Source organism: Mycobacterium sp. (assembly GCF_035640695.1).
In the GTDB taxonomy this organism is placed as follows: domain Bacteria; phylum Actinomycetota; class Actinomycetes; order Mycobacteriales; family Mycobacteriaceae; genus Mycobacterium.
Map to the genome: position 1 here is coordinate 66,783 of NZ_DASQVQ010000111.1, position 25,374 is coordinate 92,156.

Sequence of the window (25,374 nt, forward strand, 5' to 3'; positions counted from 1 at the left end):
GCTCAGCCGCGGTCGTTCCGTTGCCGTACACCCGGGCCCGACGTCGTCGGCCCGGCGACTCCCGCCTCGACCAGCGCCTTGAGCATCAGGTCGGCCACCGCCTGGTGTGCCTCGAAGTTCCAATGGATGCCGTCCGGATTGCCGCGGCCGGCGAAGACATGTTCGGCCACGGCGGCTTTCAGGTCGACCAGTGCAACGTGGTGCTGCTCGGCCCAGTGCGTGATCGCGGCCGCGGTGGCCTCGCGGCCGTGGTGTGCTCGGCGGTACGTCTCGGCGATGTGCACTGACGGCAGCGACGCGACAATCGGGATCCCCGGGCGGTTGAATTCGATTGCTCCACGCGTCAATTCCAGGTACTCGACGCTGACGTGCGCCGGCAACGCCGGCCGGGCCACCGGGGACAGCCGGGGCTGCACCCAGCCGTAGCCTTCCCGCACCCAGCGCCGCAGCCACGGCGGCCGCACGTACCGGATCAATTCACGCAACGCGGTGGGCAACACCGACGGCAGCGAATCCATGCCGCCGGTCGCGAAGACCACCGCGCCCGCACGCGGCAACGCGGCCCACGCCCGCGGATCCTGGGTGGCCGCCCACCACACATCGCGGCATGTCCAGCCGATCCTGCCGATCAATTCCACATCCCAACCTAGCTGTGCCCCAACAATATTCGGCCAGATTCGGGGATCATCCGCCGGCAGGCCGCCACCGGGGCCGTAGTACGCCAGCGAATCGGCGAAGATCAGCAACACGGGCCGATCAGAGCACATCGTTGGCGACCTGTGCCGAGGCGTTCCATACGTCCAACCGCCACCGGATGCCGTCGAGCGTCGAAGCGCTATCCGCGGAATGGCCGGACAGCTGAACCCAGCTCGCGTTGCCCATGCCGCCCAGCACCGGCCAGTTGACGACCGGCAGGCCAAGCAGGCCCGCGGTCACCGCCGCGATCAGCCCGCCGTGCGCCACCAGCACCACCGGACGCTCGGGCTTGTCGGCGCCCCATTCCGGCTGATCGGCGACCAGTTCAGCGATCACCGGCAGCGCCCGGTCGGCCACGTCGACGCGGCTCTCCCCGCCGTGCGGCGCCCAGCGGGCGTCGTCGCGCCAGGCCAGCCGGGCACCCGGATACTCGGCGTCGACCTGCTGGTGCGTCAGGCCCTGCCAGTCACCCAAATGTGTCTCACGCAGCCGGGTGTCGACGTGCACCGGCAACCCGGTCTGCTCGCCGAGCACCACGGCGGTGTCGTACGCCCTGCGCAGATCCGACGACACGATGACCAGCGGCTGGCGTTTACCCAGCACTTCGGCGGCCGCGACGGCCTGAGCCCGGCCCAGGTCGGTCAGCTCCGTGTCGAGCTGGCCCTGCATCCGGCTGCCGGCGTTGAACTCGGTCTGGCCGTGACGCAACATCACCAATCGCCGGACACTCACACGTGACCGTCCAGCTCGACCGGGACCGTCGGGCAGTCCCGCCACAGTCTGTCGAGCGCGTAGAAGTTGCGCTCGTCCTGGTGTTGGACGTGCACGACGATGTCGATGTAGTCCAGAAGCGTCCATCGGCCCTCACGGGCGCCCTCCCGGCGTGCGGGTTTGTAGCCAGCCAGCCGCATCTTCTCCTCGACCTCGTCGACGATCGCATTGACCTGCCGTTCGTTGGACGCCGATGCGATCACGAAGCAGTCGGTGATAACGAGCTGGCCCGACACGTCGATCACGATCACGTCGTTGGCCAGCTTGGATGCCGCCGCCCTCGCAGCCACCGCGGCCATGTGGACGGACTCGTCAGACGCGGTCATGATTTCCGCTTGGTGTCGGCGAGCTTGGGCCGCTCCCCGGCAGCGATCCCGTGGTAGAGCCTCCGCTTGGACACGTACTGCACGACCCCGTCCGGCACCAGGTACCAGATCGGGCGCCCCTCTGCGGCCCGCGCGCGGCAGTCCGACGACGAAATGGCCAACGCGGGCACCTCGACCAGGCTCAGCGCGTCGGGCGATAGCGAATCCAAGGCGGCAAGAACGTGATCCCCGTTGAGGGTGTATCCCGGCCTACTCACACCGACGAACCGCGCTAGCTCGAACAGTTCCTCGACGTTCTGCCAGGACAGAATCGATGCCAGCGCATCGGCGCCGGTGATGAAGTACAAGTCGGTGTCGGGATTGAGTGCGCGTAGCTCGGTGAGCGTGTCCTTGGTGTAGGTGCGGCCGCCGCGATCGATGTCGACGCGGCTCACCGAAAACCTGGGGTTGGACGCGGTCGCGATGACGGTCATCAAGTAGCGGTCCTCGGGCGGGCTGACGTGGCGGCCTTCCTTCTGCCACGGTTCACCGGTCGGCACGAACACGACCTCGTCAAGCTCGAACAGGTCGGCGGCCTCGCTCGCGGCGACCAGGTGGCCGTGGTGGATCGGGTCGAATGTCCCGCCCATCACTCCCAGCCTGCGTCGAGATCGCACGAATAGCGAGCTTACGGCACCGGGACCGGCGCGTTTTTGCCCCGCGGTGCCGCGCGCTTATCGCAAGTCACACCGGCAACAGTTGGTCAATCACCGCGGCCAGCTGCTTGGCCGATCGCGCTTCGTGCATCGCGATGACGTCCTGATAGCGCGGCGCGGCGGAGTCGCCGCTGCCCCACAGGTGCCGCGGCTCGGGGTTGAGCCAATGGGCGTGCCTGCTTTCGGTCACCATCCGCTGCAGCACCTCGACCGTCGGGTTGCGGTAGTTGTTGCGGGCGTCGCCGAGCACCAGCAGCGAGGCCCGCGGCGACAGCACCGTCGGATATTTCTCGGTGAACGAAACGAACGCGTTGCCGTAGTCGCTGTGGCCGTCGCGGGTGTAGACCTCGGAGTCGCGGGTGATGCGCTGCACCGCCAGGGCCAGGTCGGCCTCGGGCCCGAACAGATGGGTCACCTCGTCGGTGGTGTCAATGAAAGCGAAGACGCGCACGCGGGAGAATTGCTGGCGCAGCGCGTGCACAAGCAGCAGCGTGAAATGGCTGAACCCGGCGACCGAGCCGGACACGTCGCACAACACCACAAGCTCCGGGCGCGCCGGCCGCGGCTTGCGCAACACCACGTCGATGGGCACTCCGCCCGTGTTCATCGACTTGCGCAACGTGCGGCGCAGATCGATCTCACCGGCGCGCGATCGGCGGCGCCGGGCCGCCAACCGGGTGGCCAGCGTGCGAGCCAGCGGCGCCACAACCCGTCGCATCTGGCGCAGTTGCTCGGCGGACGCGCGCAGAAACTCGACGTTCTCCGACAGCTGCGGAACGCCGTACATCGTGACGTGGTCGCGGCCGAGTTGCTCGGCGGTGCGCCGCTTGGTCTCGGCCTCCACAAGTCGTCGGATCCGGGCAATGCGTTGCGTGGCAAGGGCTTTCGCGATCTGCTCCTGAGTGGGGGTGGGCTCTTGACCGTAGGGTGCCAACAACCCGGCCAGCAGTCGTCCCTCGAGCTGGTCCAGCGCGATCGCCTTGAGCGCCTGATACGACGAATATGACGGGCCGCGGCTGGAACTGTACCGCCCGTAGGCCTCGACGATCTGCGCGATCAGGCTCTCCAGCCGATCGTCACGGTCGGTGTCGTGATCGCCGGAGTCATCGCCGAAGCCATTGTCGCCGAGCAGCTCGACCAGCGCCGCACGCAGGGCCTCGATGTCGGCGGACGGCTGGTCCGCCGATTCGTTCGGCTCGAAGGTGCGCGACCCCAGCGCCGCGGGAAACCACAAGTCGAAAACCGCGTCGTAGGTGTCGCGATGGTCGGGGCGTCGCAGCACCGCGCACGCGATGCCCTCGCGCAGCACCTCGCGGTCACCAAGGCCCAGCGTCGCAACCACCCGCCCGGCGTCGACGGTTTCCGACGGACCCACCGCAATTCCTTGCGCCCGTAGGGCTTCCACGAAACCGACGACGTGGCCCGGAATCCCGTGCGGGGCCAACGGCTGCGGCGGGCGGGTGCGGCGAACCGCCATCAGTTGAGCCTTAGCTCCGAGGCGGCACGGGTCTGATCGGATTGGTGCTTGAGCACCACACCCAGCGTCTGGGCGATTGTCGCGTCGTCGATGGTGTCGAGCCCCAGCGCGAGCACGGTGCGTCCCCAGTCGATGGTCTCGGCAATCGACGGCAGCTTCTTGAGTTGCATGCCGCGCAGTACGCCGACGATGCGGACGAGTTCGTCGGCGATTTTCTCGGGCAGCTCCGGAACCCGCGACAGCAGGATGCGCCGCTCCAGGTCCGAATCCGGAAAATCGATGTACAAGAACAGGCAACGGCGCTTGAGCGCCTCCGACAACTCGCGCGTGGCGTTGGAGGTGAGCACCACGAACGGCGCCCGTGTTGCGGTGATCGTGCCCAGCTCCGGGACGGTGACCGCGAAGTCGCTGAGCACCTCAAGCAGCAGGCCCTCGATTTCGATGTCGGCCTTGTCGGTTTCGTCGATGAGCAGAACGGTCGGTTCTGTGCGCCGGATCGCCGTCAACAGCGGACGCGACAGCAGGAACTCCTCGGAGAACACGTCGTGCTTGGTCTGATCCCAGTCGTCGCCCGCCGAGCCGGCAGCCGAACCACGCCCGGTTTGGATCCGCAGGATCTGCTTGGCGTGGTTCCACTCGTACAGGGCGCGAGATTCGTCGACGCCCTCATAGCATTGCAGCCGGACCAGCCCTGAACCGGTGGCGTCCGCGACGGCGCGCGCCAGCTCGGTCTTGCCGACACCGGCCGGGCCCTCGACCAGCAGCGGCTTACCGAGGCGGTCGGCGAGGAAAACCGCTGTCGCTGTTGCGGTGTCGGGCAGGTAGCCGGTGTCGGCGAGTCGACGGGCGACATCGTCGATGTCGGCGAACAACGGCGTGGGCCGGGCGGGGACACTCACCGTGCACCCCTTTCTTGGGCGTCGCCCGTCACGAGGCCGGACGGATGTGGCCGTCTCCCCACACGATCCACTTCGTTGAGGTCAATTCCGGTAATCCCATCGGGCCACGGGCGTGCAGCTTCTGGGTGGAGATGCCGATCTCGGCGCCGAAACCAAACTGCTCTCCGTCGGTGAAAGCGGTCGACGCGTTGACCATAACCGCGGCGGCGTCCACCTGCTCGCTGAACCGTACCGCGGCAGCAAGGTCCCTGGTGACGATGGCCTCGGTGTGCCCGGTGCCGTACTCGTTGACGTGGGCAATCGCGGCGTCGACTCCGTCGACCACCGCCAGCGCGATGTCCATCGAGAGGAATTCCGCGCGCAGCTCGCCCTCCGACGGATCGGAATGCACGGTCACGCCGGCGTCCTGCAGGGCTCCAACCAGCCGCGGTAGCGCCTTGTCGGCGATCGCGGCGTCCACCAACAGCGTCTCGGCGGCGTTGCACACGCTGGGGCGACGGGTCTTTGAGTTCAGCAGCACGCGCTCGGCGACGTCGAGGTCGGCCGAGTCGTGCACGTACACATGGCAATTGCCGACACCCGTCTCGATCGTCGGCACCCACGCTTCGCGGCACACCGCGTCGATCAGGCCCGCGCCGCCCCGCGGTATCACCACATCCACGAGTCCCCTCGCCTGGATCAGGTGGGTGACGCTCGCCCGGTCCTCGCTCGGCAGCAACTGGACCCCGTCGACGGGCAGGTTCTCGATGGCCAGCGCCGCGCGCAACGCGTTCACCAGCGCCTCGTTGGAGCGCGCCGCGGACGAGCTGCCGCGCAGCACCACGGCGTTGCCGGACTTCAGCGTCAATCCGAACGCGTCGACGGTGACGTTGGGCCGTCCCTCGTAGACCATGCCGACCACGCCGAGCGGAACCCGCTGCTGGCGCAGTTGCAGCCCGTTTGGCAGCGTCCGGCCGCGCAGCACCTCCCCTATCGGATCGGCCAGCCCGGCGACCTGACGCAAACCCGCGGCGATGCCGTCGATACGGTTCGGGTTCAGGGCCAGTCTGTCGAGCATCGCGTCCGGCGTGCCCGCGGCCCTGGCCGCGGCCAGGTCCCGCTGGTTGGCCTCCAGCACCGTATGCGCGTCGCGAAGCACCTGGTCGGCCGCAGCATGCAGGGCGCGGTCCTTGGTGTCGGTGCTCAATGTGCCCAGCACCCGCGCGGCGATGCGGGCGCGCCGCGCGGCATCGTGGACCCGTTCGCGCAGGTCTGGAAGCGACGGTGCCTGCAGACTCATTAGTCCAGCGTATCGGACCTGCTGGCGCGCCTTTCCATCGCTCCGACGCAGCCGCCCTGGTCTAGCGTGGACGTCTGTGTCGGCGACACGGTTGTGTGTGGTGGGAAGCGTCAACACCGACCTGACCTTCACCGTTCAGGCGCTGCCTCGGGCCGGCGAGACGGTGCTGTCGTCGTCACTGGTCTCGTCGCCGGGTGGCAAGGGCGCCAACCAGGCGGTCGCCGCCGCGCGCGCCGGCGCGCAAGTGCAGTTCGTTGGGGCGCTGGGCAGCGACGCGTCCGCCGATATGCTCCGGGCGCACCTTCGCGCGAACGGAGTTGGCCTCGACGGGTTGGTGACACTGCGGGGTCCGAGCGGCATGGCCGCGATCGTCGTGGACGCCGACGCCGAAAACATGATCGTCGTCGCGCCGGGCGCGAACGCGCATCTGACGCTCGATTCCGCGGATCGGCGCGAGGTGGTGGCCGATTCCGACGTGGTGTTGCTGCAGATGGAGATCCCCGTGCCGACCGCCGTCGCCGCGGCGAGGACGGCCCGCGCCGCCGGTGCGACCGTCGTCGTCAACGCGTCACCGGCAAGCGATTCGCCGCAGCTGGCCGAGCTGGCGGCGGCGACCGACGTTGTCGTGGTCAACGAAGCCGAGGCGGCCCAATGGCGGTGGCCGGTACCGCATCTGGTGATCACGCAAGGGGCGCGGGGTGCGCGCTATCTCGGCGGGGAGCGTGAACTCGAAGTACCCGCACCCGCGGTCGAGCCCGTCGACACCACCGGCGCCGGTGACGTGTTCGCCGGGGTCCTCGCCGCGGCCTGGCCGGATGATCACGAACACGCGTTGCGACGCGCGTGCGCGGCGGGCGCGTTGGCGACGCTGGTGCCGGGCGCCGGCGACTGCGCGCCGCGCGACGAAGCAATCGAGGACGCGCTGCCAACCTGAAGCCGCGCTGGGCTCAGGCCTCGGGAACCGCGCGCTCGATTTCGTCCAGCCACGTCTTCGCCGACATGTCCGACGGCGCCCGCCAGTCACCGCGCGGTGACAGCGACCCGCCGGCCGACACCTTGGGGCCGTTCGGCAACGCCGACCGCTTGAACTGGCTGAAAGAATAGAACCGCTGCGCGAAAACGCCGAGCCAGTGCCGTATCTCCTTGAGTGAATATGTGGGCCGCCTATCCGGCGGATAGCCCGGGGGCCAGTCGCCCCGCTCCGAGTCGCTCCACGCGTGCCACGCCAGGAAAGCGATCTTCGACGGCCGGAAGCCATAGCGCAGCACCTGAAACAGCGAAAAGTCTTGCAGCGAATACGGACCGACCTTGGCCTCGCTGCTTTGGATTTCCTCATCCTCGCCGGTCGGCACCAGCTCCGGGGTGATCTCGGTGTCGAGCACCGACTGCAGCACGTCACACACTTCCCGGTCGAATTGGCCCGAGGAGATCACCCAGCGAATCAGGTGCTGGATCAACGTCTTCGGCACGCCGCCGTTCACGTTGTAGTGCGACATCTGGTCGCCGACGCCGTAGGTCGACCAGCCCAGCGCCAGCTCGGACAGGTCGCCGGTGCCGAGCACGATCCCGCCGCGTTGGTTGGCGATACGGAACAAATAGTCGGTGCGCAGCCCGGCCTGGACGTTCTCGAACGTGACGTCGTACACCCGCTCGCCGCGCGAGAATGGATGTTGGATCTGTTTCAGCATCAGCTCGGCGGTCGGCTTGATGTCGAGCTCTTCGAACGTCACACCCAAGGCGCGTGCAAGCCGGATCGCGTTTCCCTTGGTGCGTTCACCGGTCGCGAAACCGGGCAGCGTGAAGGCAAGAATGTCGCTGCGCGGCCGGCCTTCCCGATCCATCGCCCGTGCCGCAACGATCAGCGCGTGCGTCGAATCCAGACCGCCCGACACCCCGATGACGACCTTCGGGTAGTCCAGCGCCCGCAGCCGCTGTTCCAGCCCGGACACCTGGATGTTGTAGGCCTCGTAGCAATCCTGTTGCAGCCGTGAGCGATCAGATGGCACGAACGGGAACCGCTCGACGTCCCGGCGTAGGCCGATGTCGCCCGCCGGTGGATCGAGCCGGAACTCAACCCGGCGGAACGATTCGATGAGCCCGCGGTGATGCCTGCGGTTGTCGTCGAACGTGCCCATCCGCAGCCGCTCCGAACGCAACAGCTCGAGGTCGACGTCGGCGACCGAGCGCCGCTCGCCCTTCGGGAACCGTTCGCTCTCGGCCAGCAGCCGCCCGTTCTCCCAGATCATCGTCTGGCCATCCCAGGCCAGATCGGTGGTCGATTCGCCCTCGCCCGCCGCGGCATACACGTACGCGGCCAAGCACCGCGCCGACGCCGAACGCGCCAGCAGGCAACGGTCTTCCGCGCGGGCGATCGTGATCGGGCTGCCGGACAAGTTCGTCAGTACCGTCGCTCCCGCCAGCGCGGCCTGCGAACCCGGCGTTATCGGGACGAACATGTCCTCGCAGATCTCCACGTGCAGCACGAAGCCGGGTAGATCGGACGCGGCGAACAGCAGATCCGGGCCGAACGGCAGTTGTGCTTCCCCAAATGCGCCCGGCAGTCGGATCGTGCCGCGCTCGTCGTCGCCGGGCGCCAACTGCCTGCCCTCGTAGAACTCGCGATAGGTCGGCAGGTACGACTTCGGGACTATGCCGAGAATCGAGCCGCGGTGCACGACCACGGCGGTGTTGTAGACGCGGTGCAGATGTCGCAGCGGCGCACCGACCACCAAGACCGGCAGCAGCTCCGCCGACGCCGCGACGACGTCGAGCAGCGCCTGCTCGACCGCGTCGAGCAACGTGTCCTGCATCAAGATGTCTTCGATCGAATACCCGGACAGCGTCAGCTCGGGGAAGATTGCCAGCGCGACGTTGTCGTCGTGGCAGTGGCGGGCCAGCCGCAGCACCGTTTCGGCGTTGGACGCGGGTTCACCGATGGCGCTGTGGTGGGTGCAGGCCGCGACGCGCACGAAGCCCTGCCGATATGCGTTGTAGAAGTCCATCGCTTCTTATTGTCCCCTGCAAAGTGTCAACATCCGGTCACGGGGTATGCACGAACGATGGCCGATACCGCCGTGCTGGTCATTGACATGCTCAATACGTACCGGCACAAAGACGCGGACCACCTGACCCGCAACGTCGAGAAGATCATCGACTCGCTGGCCGGGCTGATCGCCGACGCGCGCAAACGCGACGATGTGGACCTGATCTATGTCAACGACAACTACGGCGACTTCACCGCCGACCACCGCGACATCATCCGGTCGGCCCTCGAGGGTGAACGGCCCGACTTGGTCAAGCCGATCCTGCCGGAGGCAGGCTCGCGATTCCTCACCAAGGTCCGGCACAGCGCGTTCTACTCAACTCCGTTGGGCTACTTGCTGGGTCAGCTGAAACCCCACCGGCTGATCCTGACTGGCCAGGTCACCGAGCAGTGCATTCTGTACAGCGCCCTCGACGCGTTTGTCCGACATTTTCCGGTGGTCATCCCGCCGGATGCGGTGGCACACATTGACCCGGAACTCAGCGACGCGGCACTGACAATGATGCACAGGAACATGGACGCCGACGTCACCGCCGCCGCGAAGTGCTTGCCCTGACGGAATTTTCGCCGGGCCGGCGGCTGTGAGATTATGTGGGTGTCGCACCGGCGCGAGCCGCGCCGGTTGCCAGCTGTGAGCCGCACCACAGGACCAGTCGTGGATTCGTAAATCGGCCACCGCCCTGTCACGCTGGCAGAACCTGGAGATGTTTGGAGTCCCCATGTGCGCCCAGAAATTTCCCCAACCCCGGTCAGCCGGCTCCCGGATCGAAGCGGTGCTGGTCTGGCTCGGGGGCGGACACACCAGTGAACTCGATGAACGCCACCAGCGGTCGACGCACGCGATCGCCGGCTTGCTCGTGCTTCTCGGCGGGGCGCTGGCGTGGCTCGTCGCCGCCCTTGCGGTCGCCGAGTCGACACGCTGGCCGATGCCGGCGGTAGTTGTGTCGACCCTCCTCTTCAGCCTGCTCGTCGGTGCGGTGACCCGCGCCGTCGCCGGCGGCCCAAGGCGCAGCTGGCCGAGCATTGTCGGTCGCGGCGCGGTCGCGGTAGCCGTCGGCGTCGTCGTCGGCGAGCTCGCCGCGCTGGCCATGTTCTCCGGCGCGATCGACCGCCGTCTCGACCTGCAGGTTGCGGGCGAGGCCGAATCCGTGCCCGCCGTTGCCCAGGCGGCGGGCAACCTCAATCGGGCGCGCGATGCCCGCACCGCGCTGGACGCCGCGGTTGAACAAGCCCGCGGACACCGCGACGAGGCCCTGGTCGTCGCACGATGCGAGTTCAACCCAACGCCCGCCTGCCCGCCGACACGCATTACCGGCGTGCCCGGCGCCGGAGCCGAAACACGCACGGCAAACGAGCTTCTGGCGGGCGCGCAGCGCGAACTTGACAACGCGCTGGCCACCCGCGACCGCCTGGCCCCCGAATTGGATGCGCGGATCGGCGCCGACGAGCAGACCCTCGCCAGGGCGCGCGAGGCCGCGATGGCCGGGGCCGATCGTGGCCTCGGTGCGCGCTGGGTTGCGATGAACGACCTTGCCGGCACCGGCGCGCTGCTGCTGCGGCTTCTTTGTCTTGCCTTCTTTGCGCTGCTGAGCCTGCTGCCGCTGATCCTCGCCGTGTGGCGGGGCGAGACGAGCCACGATCGCCAGGCGGCCGCCCGCGCCGAGCGCGATCGCGCCGAACTCGCTGCGGACACCGCGATCGCGATCAAGCGCGCCGAGATTCGTGCGTCGACCGAGACGATGCGGGCCCAGCAGCAACTCGAAGAGGCCCGGCTCGCCGTCGAGGCCGAAACGGAGATCGCCCGCGCGCAGCATCGTCGGCGCGTCGTTGAGGCGCTCGACGGACCGGTCCGCGTTGGGTCGCAGCGGCAGTTTTCGGCCGGTGTACCAGACCAGCTGCCGAGCGCCGACGCGGAAGCCGCCGACGAGGTTGACAATCTGCCGGCCCGGGTCGAAGCGGAACCGCGCCGCGAGCGCGGCAGCCTGGCCGTCCCAACCATTCCGGACGTCACGAAGGCCGCCGCCCGCTGGATCCGCCCACTCGTTCCCCCGCTGATCGCGCGCGCGATTGACACCACGACCCATCCGGTGCGGAGCGTGCGCCAGGTTTTTGAAGAGACCGAGGAAATAACGTTCCGGCTCAAGCGGACGCGCAAGGTTACCGTCTCCGACGAAAGCCCCGAGCTGCCGCGGCAGCACGGGTCGGCAGTCACCAACACCGGGGCCGACCCGCGCGAACTGCCGCCTGCCGACTAGGCGGCGCCGGTTTCTGGAGGGCTAACCCCGGGTAGGTGCTCAGTGTGCCGGCGAGGGATCGGATCGCGCAGCCCTGGGGCGCCCGGACCCCCTATGACCAGGGTGGGCGCTGGCCGGAACGCGTCGACATGTACCTCCGCGACGACGTGACGCCCCAGGCGGTGGACCGGTGGGTCCAGTCGGCGTCCGTGCTGCACTCCAACGGAGACGCGCTCCGCACTGCTGCTGCTGGCCGACCTGCGGCGGTTGCACCGCATGGCGGCCGGTGTCTCGCTGGATTGGGAACTGATCGCCCAGGGCGCACCGGCGGCCAGGAATTCGCAATTGGTCGAGGTGGCCGCACGCTGCCATCCCGAAACACTGCGACAGATGCGATCGGCGAACGCAATGCTGAAGGAGTTGTCGCCGCAGGTGCTGATGAACTGACGGCGAATTGTGTTGGCCTCCAGTTCTTCCGCTGGCCGAATGCACGACCCTGGGGCTTTGCCTGACGCACTCATTGTGGAGTCGCATCACTCAATGCCCACCTGGAGGAATCATGAACAAGCTTCCGGTTCAGCGTCAGTCACGGTCCTTGATCCCGGAGCTCTCCGACTTCTTTACCGGCTTCCCGGCCTTCGGCGGCTTTCCGGCGTTCGCGGGCCTGCGTCCGATCTTCGACAATCACCTGTTGCGCCTCGAAGAGGAATTGTCGGAGGGCCGCTACGAGATTCGTGCCGAACTTCCTGGCGTTGACCCGGCCAACGATGTCGACGTCACCGTGCGGGACGGGCAACTGACGATCAAGGCCGAGCGCACCAAGAAGATCGAGACCAACGGACGCTCCGAGTTCGCGTACGGCTCGTTCGTGCGCACGGTGTCATTGCCGGTCGGGGCGAACGAGGACGACATCACGGCCACCTACGAAGACGGCATCCTCACCGTCTCGATACCGGTCCCGGGGACCGAGGACGCCGGGAAGCACATCGAGGTTCAAGCCGCGAAGTGACATGAACGAGCCGACCAGCCGGCGCCTACGCTCGTAGGCGTGGATGCCCCCGAACTGGTAGCGGCGCTGGTCGGCCGTCCCATCGTGGTGCTGACCGGCGCCGGGATCTCGACCGATTCGGGGATCCCGGACTATCGCGGCCCGGACTCGCCGCCGAGCAATCCGATGACGATCCGCCAGTTCACCTCCGATCCGGTGTTTCGGCAGCGGTACTGGGCCCGAAATCACGTCGGCTGGCGGCATATGGAGAACACGCTGCCCAACGCCGGGCACCGCGCACTCGCCGCGCTGGAACGTGCCGGTGTGGTCTGCGGGGTGATCACCCAGAACGTCGACCTGCTGCACACCAAGGCCGGCAGCCGCACGGTGGTCAACCTGCACGGCACCTACGCCGAGGTGGCGTGCCTGGATTGCGGCGACACAATGACCCGCGAGCATCTCGCCGGCTTGTTGCAGGCCGCCAATCCCGGCTTCGCCGAGCGAGCGGACGGATCGGCGGTGGCGCCCGACGCCGACGCGGTGGTCGCCGACACGTCGTCGTTTCGGATTGTCGACTGTCCCTGCTGTGGCGGGATGCTGAAGCCCAACATCGTGTATTTCGGCGAGAATGTCCCGAAAGACCGCGTGGAGCACGCATATTCGTTGGTCGACGCCGCGGATGCTCTGCTGGTGGCCGGGTCATCGCTGACGGTGTTCTCCGGCTACCGGTTCGTCCGCCATGCCGCCGCCCGCGGCATCCCGATCGCGATCGTCAACCGCGGTCCGACACGCGGTGACGACCTGGCGACGGTCAAGGTCGACGGCGGCTGCTCGCCGATTCTGACGCTGCTTGCCGACGAGCTCGCGCCTGCGCCGAGCCCGACTGTCCCCGTTACGGCTAGCCGGTAACCGGATACCTCGGCAGCGTCTCCGCCGCCACCCCAAGCGCACCGCCCGGCACAATTCAGTCGGGACCCTGCACCGGCGCGTATTACTGCATCTAGCGCGTCCGCCACGGCAAACGCCCAAGCGTACTTTTGCGGGGATGACGACAGAATCCGTGCTCGAGCCAACCCCCGAACAGCTCGCCGCGCTGGCCGCTCGGCCTGCCGACTCCCCGGTATTGATGGTCAACTTGCTGCAATTCCGCAAGCCCGGCGGTGAGCAGCGCTACCTGCAGTACGGCGAGGCGGTGGCACCGCACCTCGAACGCGTCGGAGCGAAGATCCGCTATGCCGCAGCCGCTCCGCAGTTTGTCATCGGCGATGCCGACCGGCCCTGGTGGGACGCCATCATCGTGGTGGAATACCCTTCGCCGTCAGCTTTTCTCGAGATGGTGAGCGCCGACGATTACCGGCAGATCCATGTTCATCGCGCCGCGGCCCTGGTGCGCGGGGATCTCATCGCGACGTCGGCGTGGCCGCCCGCGGCCGACTAGGCCCGCACCGGCACCAAGTCGTCCGCATGCACCGCCGGCCGACGCAGCTCGGCGGGCAGCTCGGACGTCGAGCGGCCCATCATCGTCGCGAGTTCAGCGGCGTCGTAGGCCACGACACCGCGGCCGACCATCACCCCGTCGGGGCCGCGCAGTTCGACGACGTCCCCACCGTGGAACCGGCCCGACGCCGCGGTGATACCCGCCGCCAACAGTGAACGGCGATGCCGCATTACGGCCCGCACCGCACCCTCGTCGAGGGTCAGCGCGCCCGCCGCTTCCGCCGCGTAGCGCATCCAGAATCGGCGCGCCGACATCCGGTCGGGGCGCGCCGCGAACACCGTACCCACCGACGCGTCGCCCAGTGCGGCGGCCACGTCCGCCGCGGCGGCCAACAGCACCGGCACCCCGGCGTCGGAGGCCAGCAGCGCCGACGACAGCTTGGACGCCATCCCGCCGGTGCCCAGGCGACTGCCGCGGCCGGCCACGACGCCGTCGACGTCGGAAGGCCCCGACACCTCTGGAATGAATTCTGCGTCGCCCTTTCGCGGATCCGATGTGTAGAGCCCGTCGATGTCGGAGAGCAGTACCAGCGCGTCGGCGCCCACCAGATGTGCGACCAGGGCCGAGAGCCGATCGTTGTCGCCGAAACGGATCTCGTTGGTGGCCACGGTGTCGTTCTCGTTCACGATCGCGACCGCATGCAGCGCGCGCAACCGGTCCAGCGTGCGCTGGGCGTTGGTGTGTTGCACTCGCATCGAGATGTCGTGCGCGGTCAACAGCACCTGGCCGACATTGCGGTGGTAGCGGGCGAAGGCCGCGCTCCAGCAGTTGATCAGCGCCACCTGCCCGACGCTGGCCGTTGCTTGCTTTGTGGCCAAATCGGCTGGGCGCCGGGTCAGTCCGAGCGGCTCGAGGCCTGCGGCGATCGCGCCCGAGGACACGATCACGACATCTGAGCCGGCCTTCATCCGCGCCTCGAGGGCGTCGGCGAACGTCTCCAGCCGGCCGACGTCGAACATTCCGGTCGGTGCCGTCAGCGCGGTGGTACCGATCTTCACGACGACGCTGCGCGCCGTGCGAATCGCCTCGCGGTGCGGAGACACCGGCCTCATGGCTGTTCCCCACGACCGCGTCGTTCGCGGCGCGCGGCCTTGCGTTCTGCGGCCGACACCCGCTCGGTGCGGTCCAGCCGCGCATCGGTGCCCCGCCCGGACAGCGTGTGGTCAACACCGGCGGGCGTGGACGGCTCCCAGTCGAAGGTCACGTCGCCGATTGTCACCTCGCAGCCGGGCCGGGCGCCCAGCCGAAGCAGCGTGTCTTCCACGCCCAGCCGGGCCAGCCGGTCGGCGAGATAGCCGACGGCCTCGTCGTTCTCGAAGTCGGTCTGGCCGACCCAGCGCTCCGGCCGAGCGCCGCGTACAACAAACGCGCCGGGGTTGTGCGGGTCGGGTTCGACCGTGAAGCCCTTATCGTCGACTGGAACCGGGCGGATCACCGGCCGCCGCGCTATCGCGGCAGGTTGCGCCGCCCGGTAGGCCGACACCATCTCCCATAGCGCGAAAGCCAACGCCCGCAAGCCTTCATGCGTGGCGGTCGACACTTCGTACACCGGCCAGCCGAATCGCCGCGCGATCTCGTCGCGCACGAGGTCGGCAAGCTCCCGCGCCTCCGGCACGTCGACCTTGTTGAGCACCACCGCCCGCGGCCGGCCCGACAGGTCGCCCAGCGTCGAATCGCCTTGCAGTGTCGGCGTATACGCGGCGAGCTCTGCCTCGAGGGCGTCGATGTCGGAGATGGGGTCGCGGCCGGGTTCCAGCGTGGCACAGTCAACGACGTGCACCAGAACCGCGCAGCGCTCGATGTGGCGCAGGAACTCCAGCCCGAGACCACGGCCCTGTGACGCGCCGGGGATCAAACCCGGCACGTCGGCGATCGTGAATGAATGCTCGCCGGCCGACACCACGCCGAGGTTCGGTGACAGCGTCGTGAAGGGATAGTCGGCGATCTTCGGCTTGGCGGCCGACAGCACCGAGACCAGCGACGACTTGCCCGCCGACGGGAAGCCGATCAGCCCGACGTCGGCGACCGTCTTCAACTCCAGCGTCAGGTCGCGGGCCTGGCCCTTCTCCCCCAGCAGCGCAAATCCCGGGGCCTTGCGCGCCCGCGACGCAAGAGCGGCGTTGCCCAGGCCGCCGCGTCCGCCCGCGGCGGCTTCGAAGCGGGTGCCCGCGCCGACCAGGTCGGCCAGCAGCCGGCCGTTCTCGTCGAGCACGACGGTGCCATCGGGCACCTTGACTTCCAGGTCCTCGCCCGCGGCGCCGTCACGGTTGCTGCCCATGCCGGGCCTGCCGTTTGGCGCCGTGATGTGCGGGTGGAAGTGGAAGTCGAGCAGCGTGTGCACCTGCGGGTCGACGAGCAGAAAAACGCCGCCGCCGCGGCCGCCGTTGCCGCCATCGGGGCCGCCGAGCGGCTTGAACTTTTCGCGGTGGACCGAGGCGCATCCGTTACCGCCGTCGCCCGCCCTGACGTGGATGACGACGCGGTCGACAAATCGGGGCATCGGACTGCCTTTCACCTGCCGATTGTGAAGCTGTCGCGAAACCGCCGCCGGGAACAACTCGCGGCAGCTTCACATTCGTGGAGGAGTCCTGGAACTCCTAGCTCTGCGGGCGCGCAGCGGGCACGATGTTGACCGTCTTGCGTCCGCGCTTCAGCCCGAACTGAACCGCGCCGGCAGCCTTCGCGAACAGCGTGTCGTCGCCGCCGCGCCCGACGTTGACGCCGGGGTGGAAGTGGGTGCCGCGCTGCCGAACCAGGATTTCGCCGGCCTTCACCACCTGCCCGCCGAACCGCTTGACGCCGAGCCGCTGGGCGGCCGAATCGCGGCCGTTGCGCGAGCTGGACGCGCCCTTCTTGTGTGCCATCGTGACCGCCTTTGCTACTTGATCCCGGTGACCTTCAGCACGGTCAGCTGCTGGCGGTGACCCTGCCGCTTGTGGTAGCCGGTCTTGTTCTTGAACTTGTGGATACGGATCTTCGGGCCCTTGGTGTGCTCGAGCACCTCCCCGGTGACCGAGACCTTCGCCAAGTCCTCGGCGTCGGTGGTCACGTTCGCGCCGTCGACGACCAGGGCGACGGGCAGCTTGACGGACGAGCCCGGCTCGGAGTCGAGTTTCTCGACCTTGACGACGTCTCCGACGGCGACCTTGTACTGCTTGCCGCCTGTCCTGACGATCGCGTACGTGGCCGTTTCGGCTGCCATCGTTACCTCTGTTCGCTCTGCGGGGCGCGCGCTACCCGGGTGGGTGCGAGCGCGGGTCTAGGGGTGCGGGCACCTGACGGCCCGCTGTCGCCGGCGTCAGCCTGGGGACAACTGATCAAGGGTACGTGACCAGCGGCTACAGGGTCAAACCGCCGCCGGCTGTGACCGCAGAAACGCGATCTCCTCGTCGCCGAAAGCCGTCTAATCGTCGTGGATCGGCGGTCCCGCGGGCCGGGCGGCCGCGCGCCGGCGGCGATGCGGCCCGGCCAGCGAAACCGTGCTGATCACAGGTGGCTCGGCTTCTTCGTCTTCGGTGCCGACGACGTCTTCGGCCGAATCATCCTCGTCGGACTCGCCCTCGTCGACGATGTCGAGATCGTCATCAAGTTCGTCATCCTCGTCGAGGTCGACGTCGATCTCGTCCTCGTCGTCGGTGTCTTCCGACTCGTCCTCGTCCTCATCCTCGTCCAAGTCGTCATCGACGAGGTCTTCCTCGGCAAGCTCCTTGGCGGCCTCGGCGATGACCTCGGGTTCGACGTTTGCGACGTCCTCGACGTCCTGGCGCCCGGCCTCGTCGTCATCCGATTCCTCGTCGGTGTGGCGGCCGTTCGCGGCGGCCATCGCCTTGAACATCGGGTGCTCACCGGGTGCATGGGCGGGCACCCGTGCCACCGGGAGGTCTTCGCTGCGGTTCTTGCGCGAACGCTTGCCGCGCCGACCGCCTGCTTCCGCTTTCCGTCCGGCCGCCTGCGCCGAGTCGACGGGATCGGCGTGCAGCAGGATGCCCCGGCCGCCGCAGTGCGGACAGGCCGTCGAGAACGCCTCGATCAGCCCGGTGCCCAACCGCTTCCGGGTCAGCTGAACCAGCCCGAGCGAGGTCACCTCGGACACCTGATGGCGGGTCCGGTCGCGGGCGAGCGCCTCGGTCAGCCGCCGCAGCACCAGGTCACGGTTGGATTCCAGCACCATGTCGATGAAGTCGATGACGACGATGCCGCCGATGTCGCGCAACCGCAGCTGGCGCACGATCTCCTCGGCGGCCTCGAGGTTGTTGCGCGTCACGGTTTGTTCGAGGTTGCCGCCCGAGCCGGTGAACTTGCCGGTGTTGACGTCGATGACCGTCATCGCCTCGGTGCGGTCGATCACCAGGGTGCCGCCCGACGGCAGCCACACCTTTCGGTCCATCGCCTTGGCCAGCTGTTCGTCGATGCGATGCACCGCGAACACGTCCGGCCCGTCCGGGCTGGCCGGCTCGTATTTCTGTAGTTTCGGAACCAGGTCGGGCGCAACCGAATTCACGTAGCCGTTGATGGTGGTCCACGCCTCGTCGCCGGAGATGATGAGCCCGGAGAAGTCCTCGTTGAACAAGTCGCGGATCACCTTGACCAGCACGTCGGGTTCCTCGTAGAGGGCGATCGCGGCACCGGCCGCCTTCTCCTTGGTCTCGGTAGCCTTGGCATCGATCTCGGCCCAGCGTGTCTGCAGGCGCTCCACGTCGGCGCGGATGTCTTCTTCCTTGACGCCTTCGGACGCGGTGCGGATGATCACGCCGGCGTCCGACGGCACCACTTCGCGCAGGATCTCCTTGAGTCGCTGGCGTTCGGTGTCGGGCAGCTTGCGGCTGATGCCCGTGGACGACGCGCCCGGCACATACACCAGGTACCGCCCGGCCAGCGACACCTGGGTGGTCAGTCGAGCGCCCTTGTGGCCCACCGGGTCCTTGCTGACCTGTACGACGACGTAGTCGCCGGGCTTGAGGGCCTGCTCGATCTTTCGGCTCGCCCCGCCGAGCCCGGCGGCCTCCCAGTTCACCTCGCCGGCGTACAGCACGCCGTTGCGGCCGCGGCCGATGTCAATGAACGCGGCCTCCATCGACGGCAGCACGTTTTGCACGATGCCGAGATAGATGTTGCCGACCAGCGACGCCGACGCGGGGCTGGTGACGAAATGCTCGACGATGACACCGTCCTCGAGCACGGCGATCTGCGTGTAGCGAGCGCCCTCGTGCGGCGGTTCGGTGCGCACCTTGTCTCGCACCACCATTACGCGTTCCACCGCCTCGCGCCGAGCCAGGAACTCGGCCTCGCTCAGGATCGGTGATCGACGCCGGCCGGCGTCACGGCCATCGCGACGGCGCTGCCGCTTAGCCTCCAGCCGGGTGGACCCGTTGATGCCCTGGATCTCCCCGTCGTCTTTTTGCTTGTCCTTGTCCGACTTGTCGCCGCTGCGCGGGACCCGCTCGTGCACGACGGTGTTCGGCGGATCGTCGGGCGATGCTTCGACGTCGTTGTCGTCACCGGCACCGGCCTTGCGGCGCCGCCGCCGGCGGCGGCGACGGGTGGCGCCCTCTTGTGCGCCGGTGTCCTCAGCGTCCTCGTCGCCCTCGTCGGAGTCGTCGGACTGGTCGTCCCTGTCGGCCGCGGCGTCGAGGTCGCCGTCGGATTCCCCCGGCTCATCGACGTCGCCTCCGCCCTGCTCGCCGCGCCCGCGGCCGCGGCCGCGACGTCCCCGCCTGCGACGCCGGTTCGCCGGCCGGCTCGGCTCCTCGTCGCCCTCATCCATCTCGGCGGAGTCGTCATCCTCGGAGCCGTCCGAGTCGTCCGAGTCGTCCGAGTCGTCGCGGCGGCTCGGCGCAATCGGCGTCGGTTCGACGAACAGCGGCATGTAGTCGGGACGGGTTACCGCAACGGCCACCTCGATCGAGGCGTCGACCACGGTGTCGTCGCCGATGTCGCTATCGGCGCCACCATCGGAATCCGCGGCCAGCACCGCCCGCACCCGTGCGGCAATGTCCTGTCCGACGGTGGCATCCGGATCCCGAGGCCGACCCTCCAATTCGGTCAGCGCGTCCAGGATTCGTTTGCTGGTGGTGCCGAGCTCCTGAGCCAGCGTGTCCACGCTCAGCGCGCTTGGCGAAACCTCGTCGCGCGGTGTCGAACTCTCAGGTCGGTCATGTGATAGGTCATCGTCGGCCACGTATTCTCCTAGGAGCCCCCGGGCGCGTCGCGTACGACGCGGCCACGCGAGGACTATCGCTATACGCTCGGCTCACGTGCGCCGAGCTTGTATGGTCTCGCTCCGGGCGACTCGTGAAGAGCCCACCCGGTGCCTGGCTGAATGACGGCTGGACGGTCGGCGCCGCATCGCTTTCGTGGCGGTGGTCGCGCTCCCGTCGAAGTCTTCATTCGGGTCTCCGACACCTTGCGGCAAGCGCCGTGGCGTCGGCTACCCGACGTCAGTATCCCACATCGGGCTACGGGTTTGCTTGCAGCGCTATTCGCCGGGGAACCACAGCGCGATCTCGCGCTCGGCGGATTCCAGCGAATCGGACCCGTGCACGAGGTTGTCCTGGATCACAAGTGCCAGGTCACCGCGGATGGTGCCGGGTGCTGCCTTGTCCACCGGATCGGTCGCACCGGCGAGCTGCCGGAACGCGGCGACGGCTCGTGGCCCCTCCACGATCGCGGCGACCACCGGACCCGACGTGATGAACTCCAGCAGCGACGGAAAGAACGGTTTGCCCTCGTGCTCGGCGTAGTGCCGGCGGGCCAGCTCCTCGCCGACATTTTTCAATTCGAGCGCGGCCAGCGTGAGGCCCTTGCGCTCGATGCGGCTGATGACCTCGCCAACCAGCTTGCGGCCGACAGCGTCGGGCTTGATCAGAACAAGGGTCCGCTCAGTCACGGCGCACAGCGTACCTGCGAGATACCTCGCGGCACTTCCCGCTCGGAATCGGCATGCTGGTGCCGACAATCGCGGTGGGCCGATCCGAACTCGGTCGGCGTCGCTAATCGGGCGGCTGTTGGCCGGGCAGCAGCCCGCGCTTCTGCCTGCGAAGCACCTCGAAGCGCAGGTAGAGGATGAGTAGCCAGACTGCGGCGAAGATCGCACCGATGAAGCCGATCGACGGGTGCATTACAACGCCGGCGATTACTACCAGTTGCACCGCGAGGTTGACCCAGATCGCCCACGGCCTGCGCTGTAGCCCGGCCAGCCCGATCAGCGCGACCGCCAGCCCGACCAGGTAAATGCCGGACGCCGCCGTCAGTCCCCGGCCGACGACCGCAACGACCGGCAGCGCAAGCAGGACCACGATGGCCTCGAGCACCAGCGTGCCGGCCATCACGCCGCGGAAGCTCTTCCACGGATCGGGGACCGCCGGCCGGGGTGACGTCGGCGGTTCAGTCATTCCGGATCCTTGCCGAACAGTGTGCGGGCCGCGCCCGCTGTCACCACCGACCCGGTAACCACGATGCCGGTGCCCGAGAACGTCTCCGACGACGCCTCCACGAGCGCCGTCGCCGACTCGATCGCATCGGGCAGCGTCGCCGCCGTGACGACCCGTGCGGCCCCGAACCGTTCGGCGGCCACCTCGGCGAGCGCCTCGACGTCGAGCGCGCGCGGTGAGCCGTTGTTGGTAACCACTACCTCGTCGAACACCGGCTCGAGCGCGGCAAGAATGCCGGCAGCATCCTTGTCGGCCATCACCGAGACCACGCCGACCAGATGCCGGAACTCGAACTCACTGGACAGCGCCTGGGCAAGCGCGGCGGCCCCGGCCGGGTTGTGCGCGGCGTCGAGAAACACTGTCGGCGCGCTGCGCACCCGTTCCAGCCGGCCGGGACTGGTCGCGGCGGCGAACCCGGCGCGGACCGCGTCGAGGTCGAGTTGCCGCTGTGCGCCCGCGCCGAAGAACGCCTCCACCGCGGCCAGCGCCAGCACCGCGTTGTGCGCCTGATGTTCCCCGTGCAGCGGCAAGAAGAGATCCGAATAAACCCCGCCGAGGCCCTGCAGTTGCAGTACCTGACCGCCGACGGCGATTCGCCGGTCCAGCACCGCGAACTCGGAACCCTCACGGGCGACGGCGGCGTCGGCGCGCACGGTCTGTGCCAGCAGCACCTCCATCGCCTCGGGCACCTGTCGGCCGATGACCGCGACGGTGTCGACCGGCACCGGCGAGTCGGGTGATTTGGTGATGATGCCGGCCTTTTCGCCGGCGATGTCGGCGATGTTGTCGCCGAGGTACTGGGTGTGGTCCACCCCGATCGGGGTGATCACAGCGACCGGTGCGTTGACGACGTTGGTCGCGTCCCAACGGCCGCCGAGCCCGACTTCGACGACGGCCACGTCGACCGGTGCGTCGGCGAACGCCGCGAACGCCATCGCGGTCACCACCTCGAACTTGCTCATCGCCGGCCCGCCGTCGGCCTCCGAACGCCGGTCGACCAGCTGCACGAACGGCTCGAGCTCGCGGTAGGTCTCGACATACTGCGCGGGCGTAACCGGTACACCGTCGACGGCGATCCGCTCGACCGCAGACTGCAGGTGCGGGCTGGTGGTGCGGCCGGTTCGCCGATGCAACGCGGTCAGCAGCGAGTCGATCATCCGGGCCACCGACGTCTTGCCGTTGGTGCCGGCGATGTGGATGGACGGGTAGCTCAGCTGCGGCGAGCCGAGCAGGTCCATCAGCGCCGCGATGCGAGTCAGGCTTGGTTCGATGCGCGTTTCCGGCCAGCGTTGGTCGAGCAGATGCTCGACCTGCCACAGCGACGCGATCTCGTCGGGGGTCGGCGCGGCGCGCGGAGAATTCACAGGACAGCCAGGCGGCCGGTGATCCGCTCGACTTCCTCGCGGGCGAACTGGTGGCGGGCGCGGATCTTGTCCACCACCGCGGCGGGCGCCTTTTCCAGAAACGCCGTGTTGTCGAGTTTTGCGCTGGTGCCGGCGAGTTCCTTGTGGGCCGCGGCCAAATCCTTTTCCAGACGGCGGCGTTCGGCCTCGACATCGACGCTTCCCGACGTGTCGAGTTCGACGATGACGGTGGCCGTGCTCAGCCGCACCTCCACCGACGCGGTCGGGCTGAAGCCGTCCGTCGCATCCGTCAGCCAGGCCAACGACGTGACGGCCGGGATGAGGCCTGCCAGGTCGGCGGTGTCGATGCCGGAGATCCGCGCGGGAACTTTCTGGCGGTCGGCCAGCCCCTGATCGCTGCGGAACCGGCGGACCTCGGTCACCAGCTTCTGCATATCCGAGATGCGTCGGGCCGCAACTGGATCCCGTGCGAACCCGGATGGCGTCGGCCAAGCGGCGATCACCAGCGACTCGCCGCCGGTCATCTCCTTCCACAACGCCTCGGTGACGAACGGCATCACCGGGTGCAGCAGCCGCAGCAGCGTGTCCAGCACGGCGGCGAGCACCGCAGTGGTGTGCTCCACTCGGTTGCTCAGCTGCACCTTGGCCAGTTCGACGTACCAGTCGCAGAACTCGTCCCAGGCGAAGTGGTACAGCGCCTCGCAGGCACGGTTGAACTCGTAAGCGTCGAAGGCCGAATCCACTTCGGCGCGAACATCCTCAAGACGGCCGAGCATCCAGCGGTCGGCGTCGGTCATCGCCGCAAGATCGGGTAGCGGCGCCGGCCGCGTGCCGTTCATCAGCGCGAAGCGGGTGGCGTTGAAGAGCTTGGTGGCGAAGTTGCGCGACGCGCGGGCGTGATCTTCGCCGATCGACAGGTCACCGCCCGGGCTGGCGCCGCGGGCCAGCGTGAATCGCAACGCGTCGGCGCCGAACTTGTCCACCCAGTCCAGCGGGTCGATCCCGTTGCCGCGCGACTTGCTCATCTTGCGGCCGAACTCGTCGCGAATCAGTCCATGCAGGAACACGTTCTTGAACGGCACCTGAGGACCGCGCTTGCCATAGTTGGTGATCGCGTCGTCGTCGGCGACGAACATGCCGAACATCATCATCCGGGCCACCCAGAAAAACAGAATGTCGTAACCGGTGACCAAAACGGTTGTTGGATAGAACTTTTTCAGTTCAGGCGTGTGCGCCGGCCAACCCATCGTGGAGAACGGCCACAATGCCGACGAGAACCATGTGTCGAGCACATCGGGATCCTGCTCCCAGCCCTCGGGCGGGGTTTCGTCGGGCCCGACGCAAACCATCTGGCCGTCCGGGCCGTGCCAGATCGGGATCCGGTGGCCCCACCACAGTTGGCGGGAAATGCACCAGTCGTGCATGTTGTCGACCCAGTCGAACCAGCGCGGCTGGAGGCTTGCCGGGTGAATAACGGTCTCGCTGTTGCGGACCGCGTCGCCGGCGGCCTTGGCCAGCGAGTCAACCTTCACCCACCACTGCAGCGACAGCCGCGGCTCGATCACCTCGCCGCTGCGCTCGGAATGCCCGACGCTGTGCAGATAGGGTCGTTTTTCCTCGACGACGCGGCCCTGCTCGGCAAGCGCCTCACGGACTTTGACGCGCGCCTCGAACCGGTCCATACCGTCGAACACGGTCCCGGTGTCGGTAATCCGGGCCTTGGTGTCCATGATGTTCGGCATCGGCAGGCCGTGCCGCAGTCCGATCTCGAAGTCATTCGGGTCATGGGCGGGCGTGACTTTGACCGCACCGGTGCCGAACTCGGGATCGACGTGTTCGTCGGCGACGATGATGAGCTGCCGGTCGACGAACGGGTGCGGCAGCGTCGTTCCGACCAGGTGTCGGTAGCGGTCGTCGTCGGGATGCACGGCGATCGCGGTATCGCCGAGCATCGTTTCGACACGAGTGGTGGCGACCACGATGTGCGGCTCGCTGTCGTCTAGCGAGCCGTACCGGAACGACACCAGTTCCCCTTCAACGTCTTCGTATCTGACCTCGAGGTCCGAGACCGCGGTCTGCAGCACCGGCGACCAGTTCACCAGCCGCTCGGCGCGATAGATGAGCCCGGCGTCGTAGAGGCGCTTGAAGATCGTGCGCACCGCGCGGGACAGGCCGTCGTCCATCGTGAACCGGCCGCGGCTCCAGTCGACGCCGTCACCGAGGCGGCGCATCTGGGCGTCGATGGCGCCACCGGCGTCATGCTTCCAGTCCCACACCTTCTGGATGAACAGTTCCCGGCCGAAGTCTTCCTTCGTCTTGCCGTCGACGGCGAGCTGCCTTTCCACCACCGTCTGCGTCGCAATGCCGGCGTGGTCCATGCCGGGAAGCCAGAGCACCTCAAACCCTTGCATGCGCTTGCGCCGGGTCAGCGCGTCCATCAGCGTGTGGTCGAGCGCATGGCCCATGTGCAGAGTGCCGGTGACGTTCGGCGGCGGCAGCACGATGGAGTAGGCCGGTTTGTCGCTGTGCGGATCGGCCTTGAAGTAGCCCGCGTCCACCCAGCCCTGATAGAGCGCGCTTTCCGCCGCGCCCGGGTCCCACGTTTTGGGAAGGGCGTTAGCCGGGTCGGTACTCGAACGGGCGGGCACCAGTCAATTCTAGGAACGACGGCGCC

The 25,374-nt window shown here is 68.1% G+C and carries 23 protein-coding genes and 2 pseudogenes; 8 read left to right on the top strand and 17 right to left on the bottom strand.

Annotated features, from left to right (window positions below):
- Window positions 1-2: 2 nt before the first annotated feature.
- The 7 genes from octT to VE759_RS12880 form a co-directional block, all read right to left on the bottom strand.
- The gene (octT, locus tag VE759_RS12850; protein ID WP_324932708.1) at window positions 3-767 is read right to left on the bottom strand and encodes a diglucosylglycerate octanoyltransferase; all 765 of its coding nucleotides are present in this window, start codon (window positions 765-767) and stop codon (window positions 3-5) included.
- The gene (gene gpgP / locus VE759_RS12855; RefSeq protein ID WP_324932712.1) at window positions 757-1,428 is read right to left on the bottom strand and encodes a glucosyl-3-phosphoglycerate phosphatase; all 672 of its coding nucleotides are present in this window, start codon (window positions 1,426-1,428) and stop codon (window positions 757-759) included. The genes octT and gpgP overlap by 11 nt, the downstream gene beginning before the upstream one ends.
- The gene (gene rsfS / locus VE759_RS12860) at window positions 1,425-1,793 is read right to left on the bottom strand and encodes a ribosome silencing factor (protein WP_324932714.1); all 369 of its coding nucleotides are present in this window, start codon (window positions 1,791-1,793) and stop codon (window positions 1,425-1,427) included. Before rsfS ends, gpgP begins: the two co-directional genes overlap by 4 nt.
- Window positions 1,790-2,422 (bottom strand): nicotinate-nucleotide adenylyltransferase, encoded by a 633-nt coding sequence (nadD, locus tag VE759_RS12865; protein WP_414687902.1) that lies wholly within the window; start codon window positions 2,420-2,422, stop codon window positions 1,790-1,792. The genes rsfS and nadD overlap by 4 nt, the downstream gene beginning before the upstream one ends.
- Window positions 2,423-2,516: 94 nt before the next feature.
- Window positions 2,517-3,965, bottom strand: a complete 1,449-nt coding sequence (locus VE759_RS12870) for a VWA domain-containing protein (protein WP_324932717.1) — start codon at window positions 3,963-3,965, stop codon at window positions 2,517-2,519.
- Complete coding sequence (locus VE759_RS12875; RefSeq protein WP_324932720.1) at window positions 3,965-4,864, bottom strand: MoxR family ATPase; 900 nt, start codon at window positions 4,862-4,864, stop codon at window positions 3,965-3,967. The genes VE759_RS12870 and VE759_RS12875 overlap by 1 nt, the downstream gene beginning before the upstream one ends.
- A gap of 28 nt (window positions 4,865-4,892) precedes the next feature.
- Window positions 4,893-6,143: a glutamate-5-semialdehyde dehydrogenase gene (locus VE759_RS12880; RefSeq protein ID WP_324932723.1), complete on the bottom strand. Its 1,251-nt coding sequence runs from the start codon at window positions 6,141-6,143 to the stop codon at window positions 4,893-4,895.
- A 76-nt stretch (window positions 6,144-6,219) separates the two neighbouring features.
- On the opposite strand from VE759_RS12880, the gene VE759_RS12885 reads away from it, so the two are divergent.
- Window positions 6,220-7,077, top strand: coding sequence for a ribokinase (locus VE759_RS12885; protein ID WP_324932726.1), 858 nt, complete (start codon window positions 6,220-6,222; stop codon window positions 7,075-7,077).
- A 13-nt stretch (window positions 7,078-7,090) separates the two neighbouring features.
- Here the strand turns inward: VE759_RS12885 and VE759_RS12890 are convergent, their stop codons facing one another.
- Complete coding sequence (locus VE759_RS12890; protein ID WP_324932729.1) at window positions 7,091-9,145, bottom strand: NAD(+) synthase; 2,055 nt, start codon at window positions 9,143-9,145, stop codon at window positions 7,091-7,093.
- Between the two features lie 57 nt (window positions 9,146-9,202).
- Between VE759_RS12890 and VE759_RS12895 the strand changes: the two genes are divergently transcribed.
- From VE759_RS12895 to VE759_RS12920, 7 genes and pseudogenes are all read left to right on the top strand, one after another.
- Window positions 9,203-9,742: an isochorismatase family cysteine hydrolase gene (locus tag VE759_RS12895; protein WP_324932732.1), complete on the top strand. Its 540-nt coding sequence runs from the start codon at window positions 9,203-9,205 to the stop codon at window positions 9,740-9,742.
- A gap of 163 nt (window positions 9,743-9,905) precedes the next feature.
- Complete coding sequence (locus VE759_RS12900; protein ID WP_324932735.1) at window positions 9,906-11,441, top strand: DUF4407 domain-containing protein; 1,536 nt, start codon at window positions 9,906-9,908, stop codon at window positions 11,439-11,441.
- A 44-nt stretch (window positions 11,442-11,485) separates the two neighbouring features.
- Window positions 11,486-11,665 (top strand): annotated as a pseudogene (locus VE759_RS22915) (hypothetical protein); the annotation flags it as partial.
- Window positions 11,661-11,867, top strand: a pseudogene (locus VE759_RS12905) (hypothetical protein); the annotation flags it as partial. The pseudogenes VE759_RS22915 and VE759_RS12905, both read left to right, overlap by 5 nt.
- 109 nt (window positions 11,868-11,976) lie before the next feature.
- Complete coding sequence (locus VE759_RS12910) at window positions 11,977-12,429, top strand: Hsp20/alpha crystallin family protein (protein WP_324932868.1); 453 nt, start codon at window positions 11,977-11,979, stop codon at window positions 12,427-12,429.
- Between the two features lie 39 nt (window positions 12,430-12,468).
- Window positions 12,469-13,317: an NAD-dependent protein deacetylase gene (locus VE759_RS12915; protein WP_324932738.1), complete on the top strand. Its 849-nt coding sequence runs from the start codon at window positions 12,469-12,471 to the stop codon at window positions 13,315-13,317.
- Window positions 13,318-13,453: 136 nt separating this feature from the next.
- Window positions 13,454-13,846 carry a DUF1330 domain-containing protein gene (locus VE759_RS12920; protein WP_324932741.1) on the top strand — a complete coding sequence of 131 codons (393 nt, stop codon included), beginning with the start codon at window positions 13,454-13,456 and terminating at the stop codon, window positions 13,844-13,846.
- On the opposite strand, the gene proB is transcribed toward VE759_RS12920, so the two are convergent.
- The 9 genes from proB to VE759_RS12965 all read right to left on the bottom strand — a co-directional run bounded on the left by proB (window position 13,843) and on the right by VE759_RS12965 (window position 25,348).
- Window positions 13,843-14,958: a glutamate 5-kinase gene (proB, locus tag VE759_RS12925; protein WP_324932744.1), complete on the bottom strand. Its 1,116-nt coding sequence runs from the start codon at window positions 14,956-14,958 to the stop codon at window positions 13,843-13,845. The two genes, VE759_RS12920 and proB, sit on opposite strands and share 4 nt — an antisense overlap.
- Complete coding sequence (gene obgE, locus VE759_RS12930; RefSeq protein WP_324932748.1) at window positions 14,955-16,406, bottom strand: GTPase ObgE; 1,452 nt, start codon at window positions 16,404-16,406, stop codon at window positions 14,955-14,957. The genes proB and obgE overlap by 4 nt, the downstream gene beginning before the upstream one ends.
- Before the next feature lie 97 nt (window positions 16,407-16,503).
- A complete protein-coding gene (gene rpmA, locus VE759_RS12935) occupies window positions 16,504-16,770 on the bottom strand; it encodes a 50S ribosomal protein L27 (protein WP_324932751.1) in 267 nt (88 codons plus the stop codon).
- Between the two features lie 14 nt (window positions 16,771-16,784).
- On the bottom strand, window positions 16,785-17,108 hold the full coding sequence (rplU, locus tag VE759_RS12940; protein WP_324932755.1) for a 50S ribosomal protein L21: 324 nt from the start codon (window positions 17,106-17,108) through the stop codon (window positions 16,785-16,787).
- A gap of 201 nt (window positions 17,109-17,309) precedes the next feature.
- Entirely contained in the window at window positions 17,310-20,084 is a 2,775-nt protein-coding gene (locus tag VE759_RS12945) for an Rne/Rng family ribonuclease (RefSeq protein ID WP_324932757.1), read from the bottom strand.
- Window positions 20,085-20,381: 297 nt separating this feature from the next.
- Window positions 20,382-20,792, bottom strand: coding sequence for a nucleoside-diphosphate kinase (ndk, locus tag VE759_RS12950; RefSeq protein WP_324932760.1), 411 nt, complete (start codon window positions 20,790-20,792; stop codon window positions 20,382-20,384).
- 103 nt (window positions 20,793-20,895) lie between these two features.
- Window positions 20,896-21,297, bottom strand: a complete 402-nt coding sequence (locus VE759_RS12955) for a DUF4233 domain-containing protein (RefSeq protein ID WP_324932763.1) — start codon at window positions 21,295-21,297, stop codon at window positions 20,896-20,898.
- A complete protein-coding gene (gene folC / locus VE759_RS12960; protein ID WP_324932767.1) occupies window positions 21,294-22,700 on the bottom strand; it encodes a bifunctional tetrahydrofolate synthase/dihydrofolate synthase in 1,407 nt (468 codons plus the stop codon). The genes VE759_RS12955 and folC overlap by 4 nt, the downstream gene beginning before the upstream one ends.
- Window positions 22,697-25,348: a valine--tRNA ligase gene (locus VE759_RS12965; protein ID WP_324932770.1), complete on the bottom strand. Its 2,652-nt coding sequence runs from the start codon at window positions 25,346-25,348 to the stop codon at window positions 22,697-22,699. The genes folC and VE759_RS12965 overlap by 4 nt, the downstream gene beginning before the upstream one ends.
- Between the last annotated feature and the right edge of the window lie 26 nt (window positions 25,349-25,374).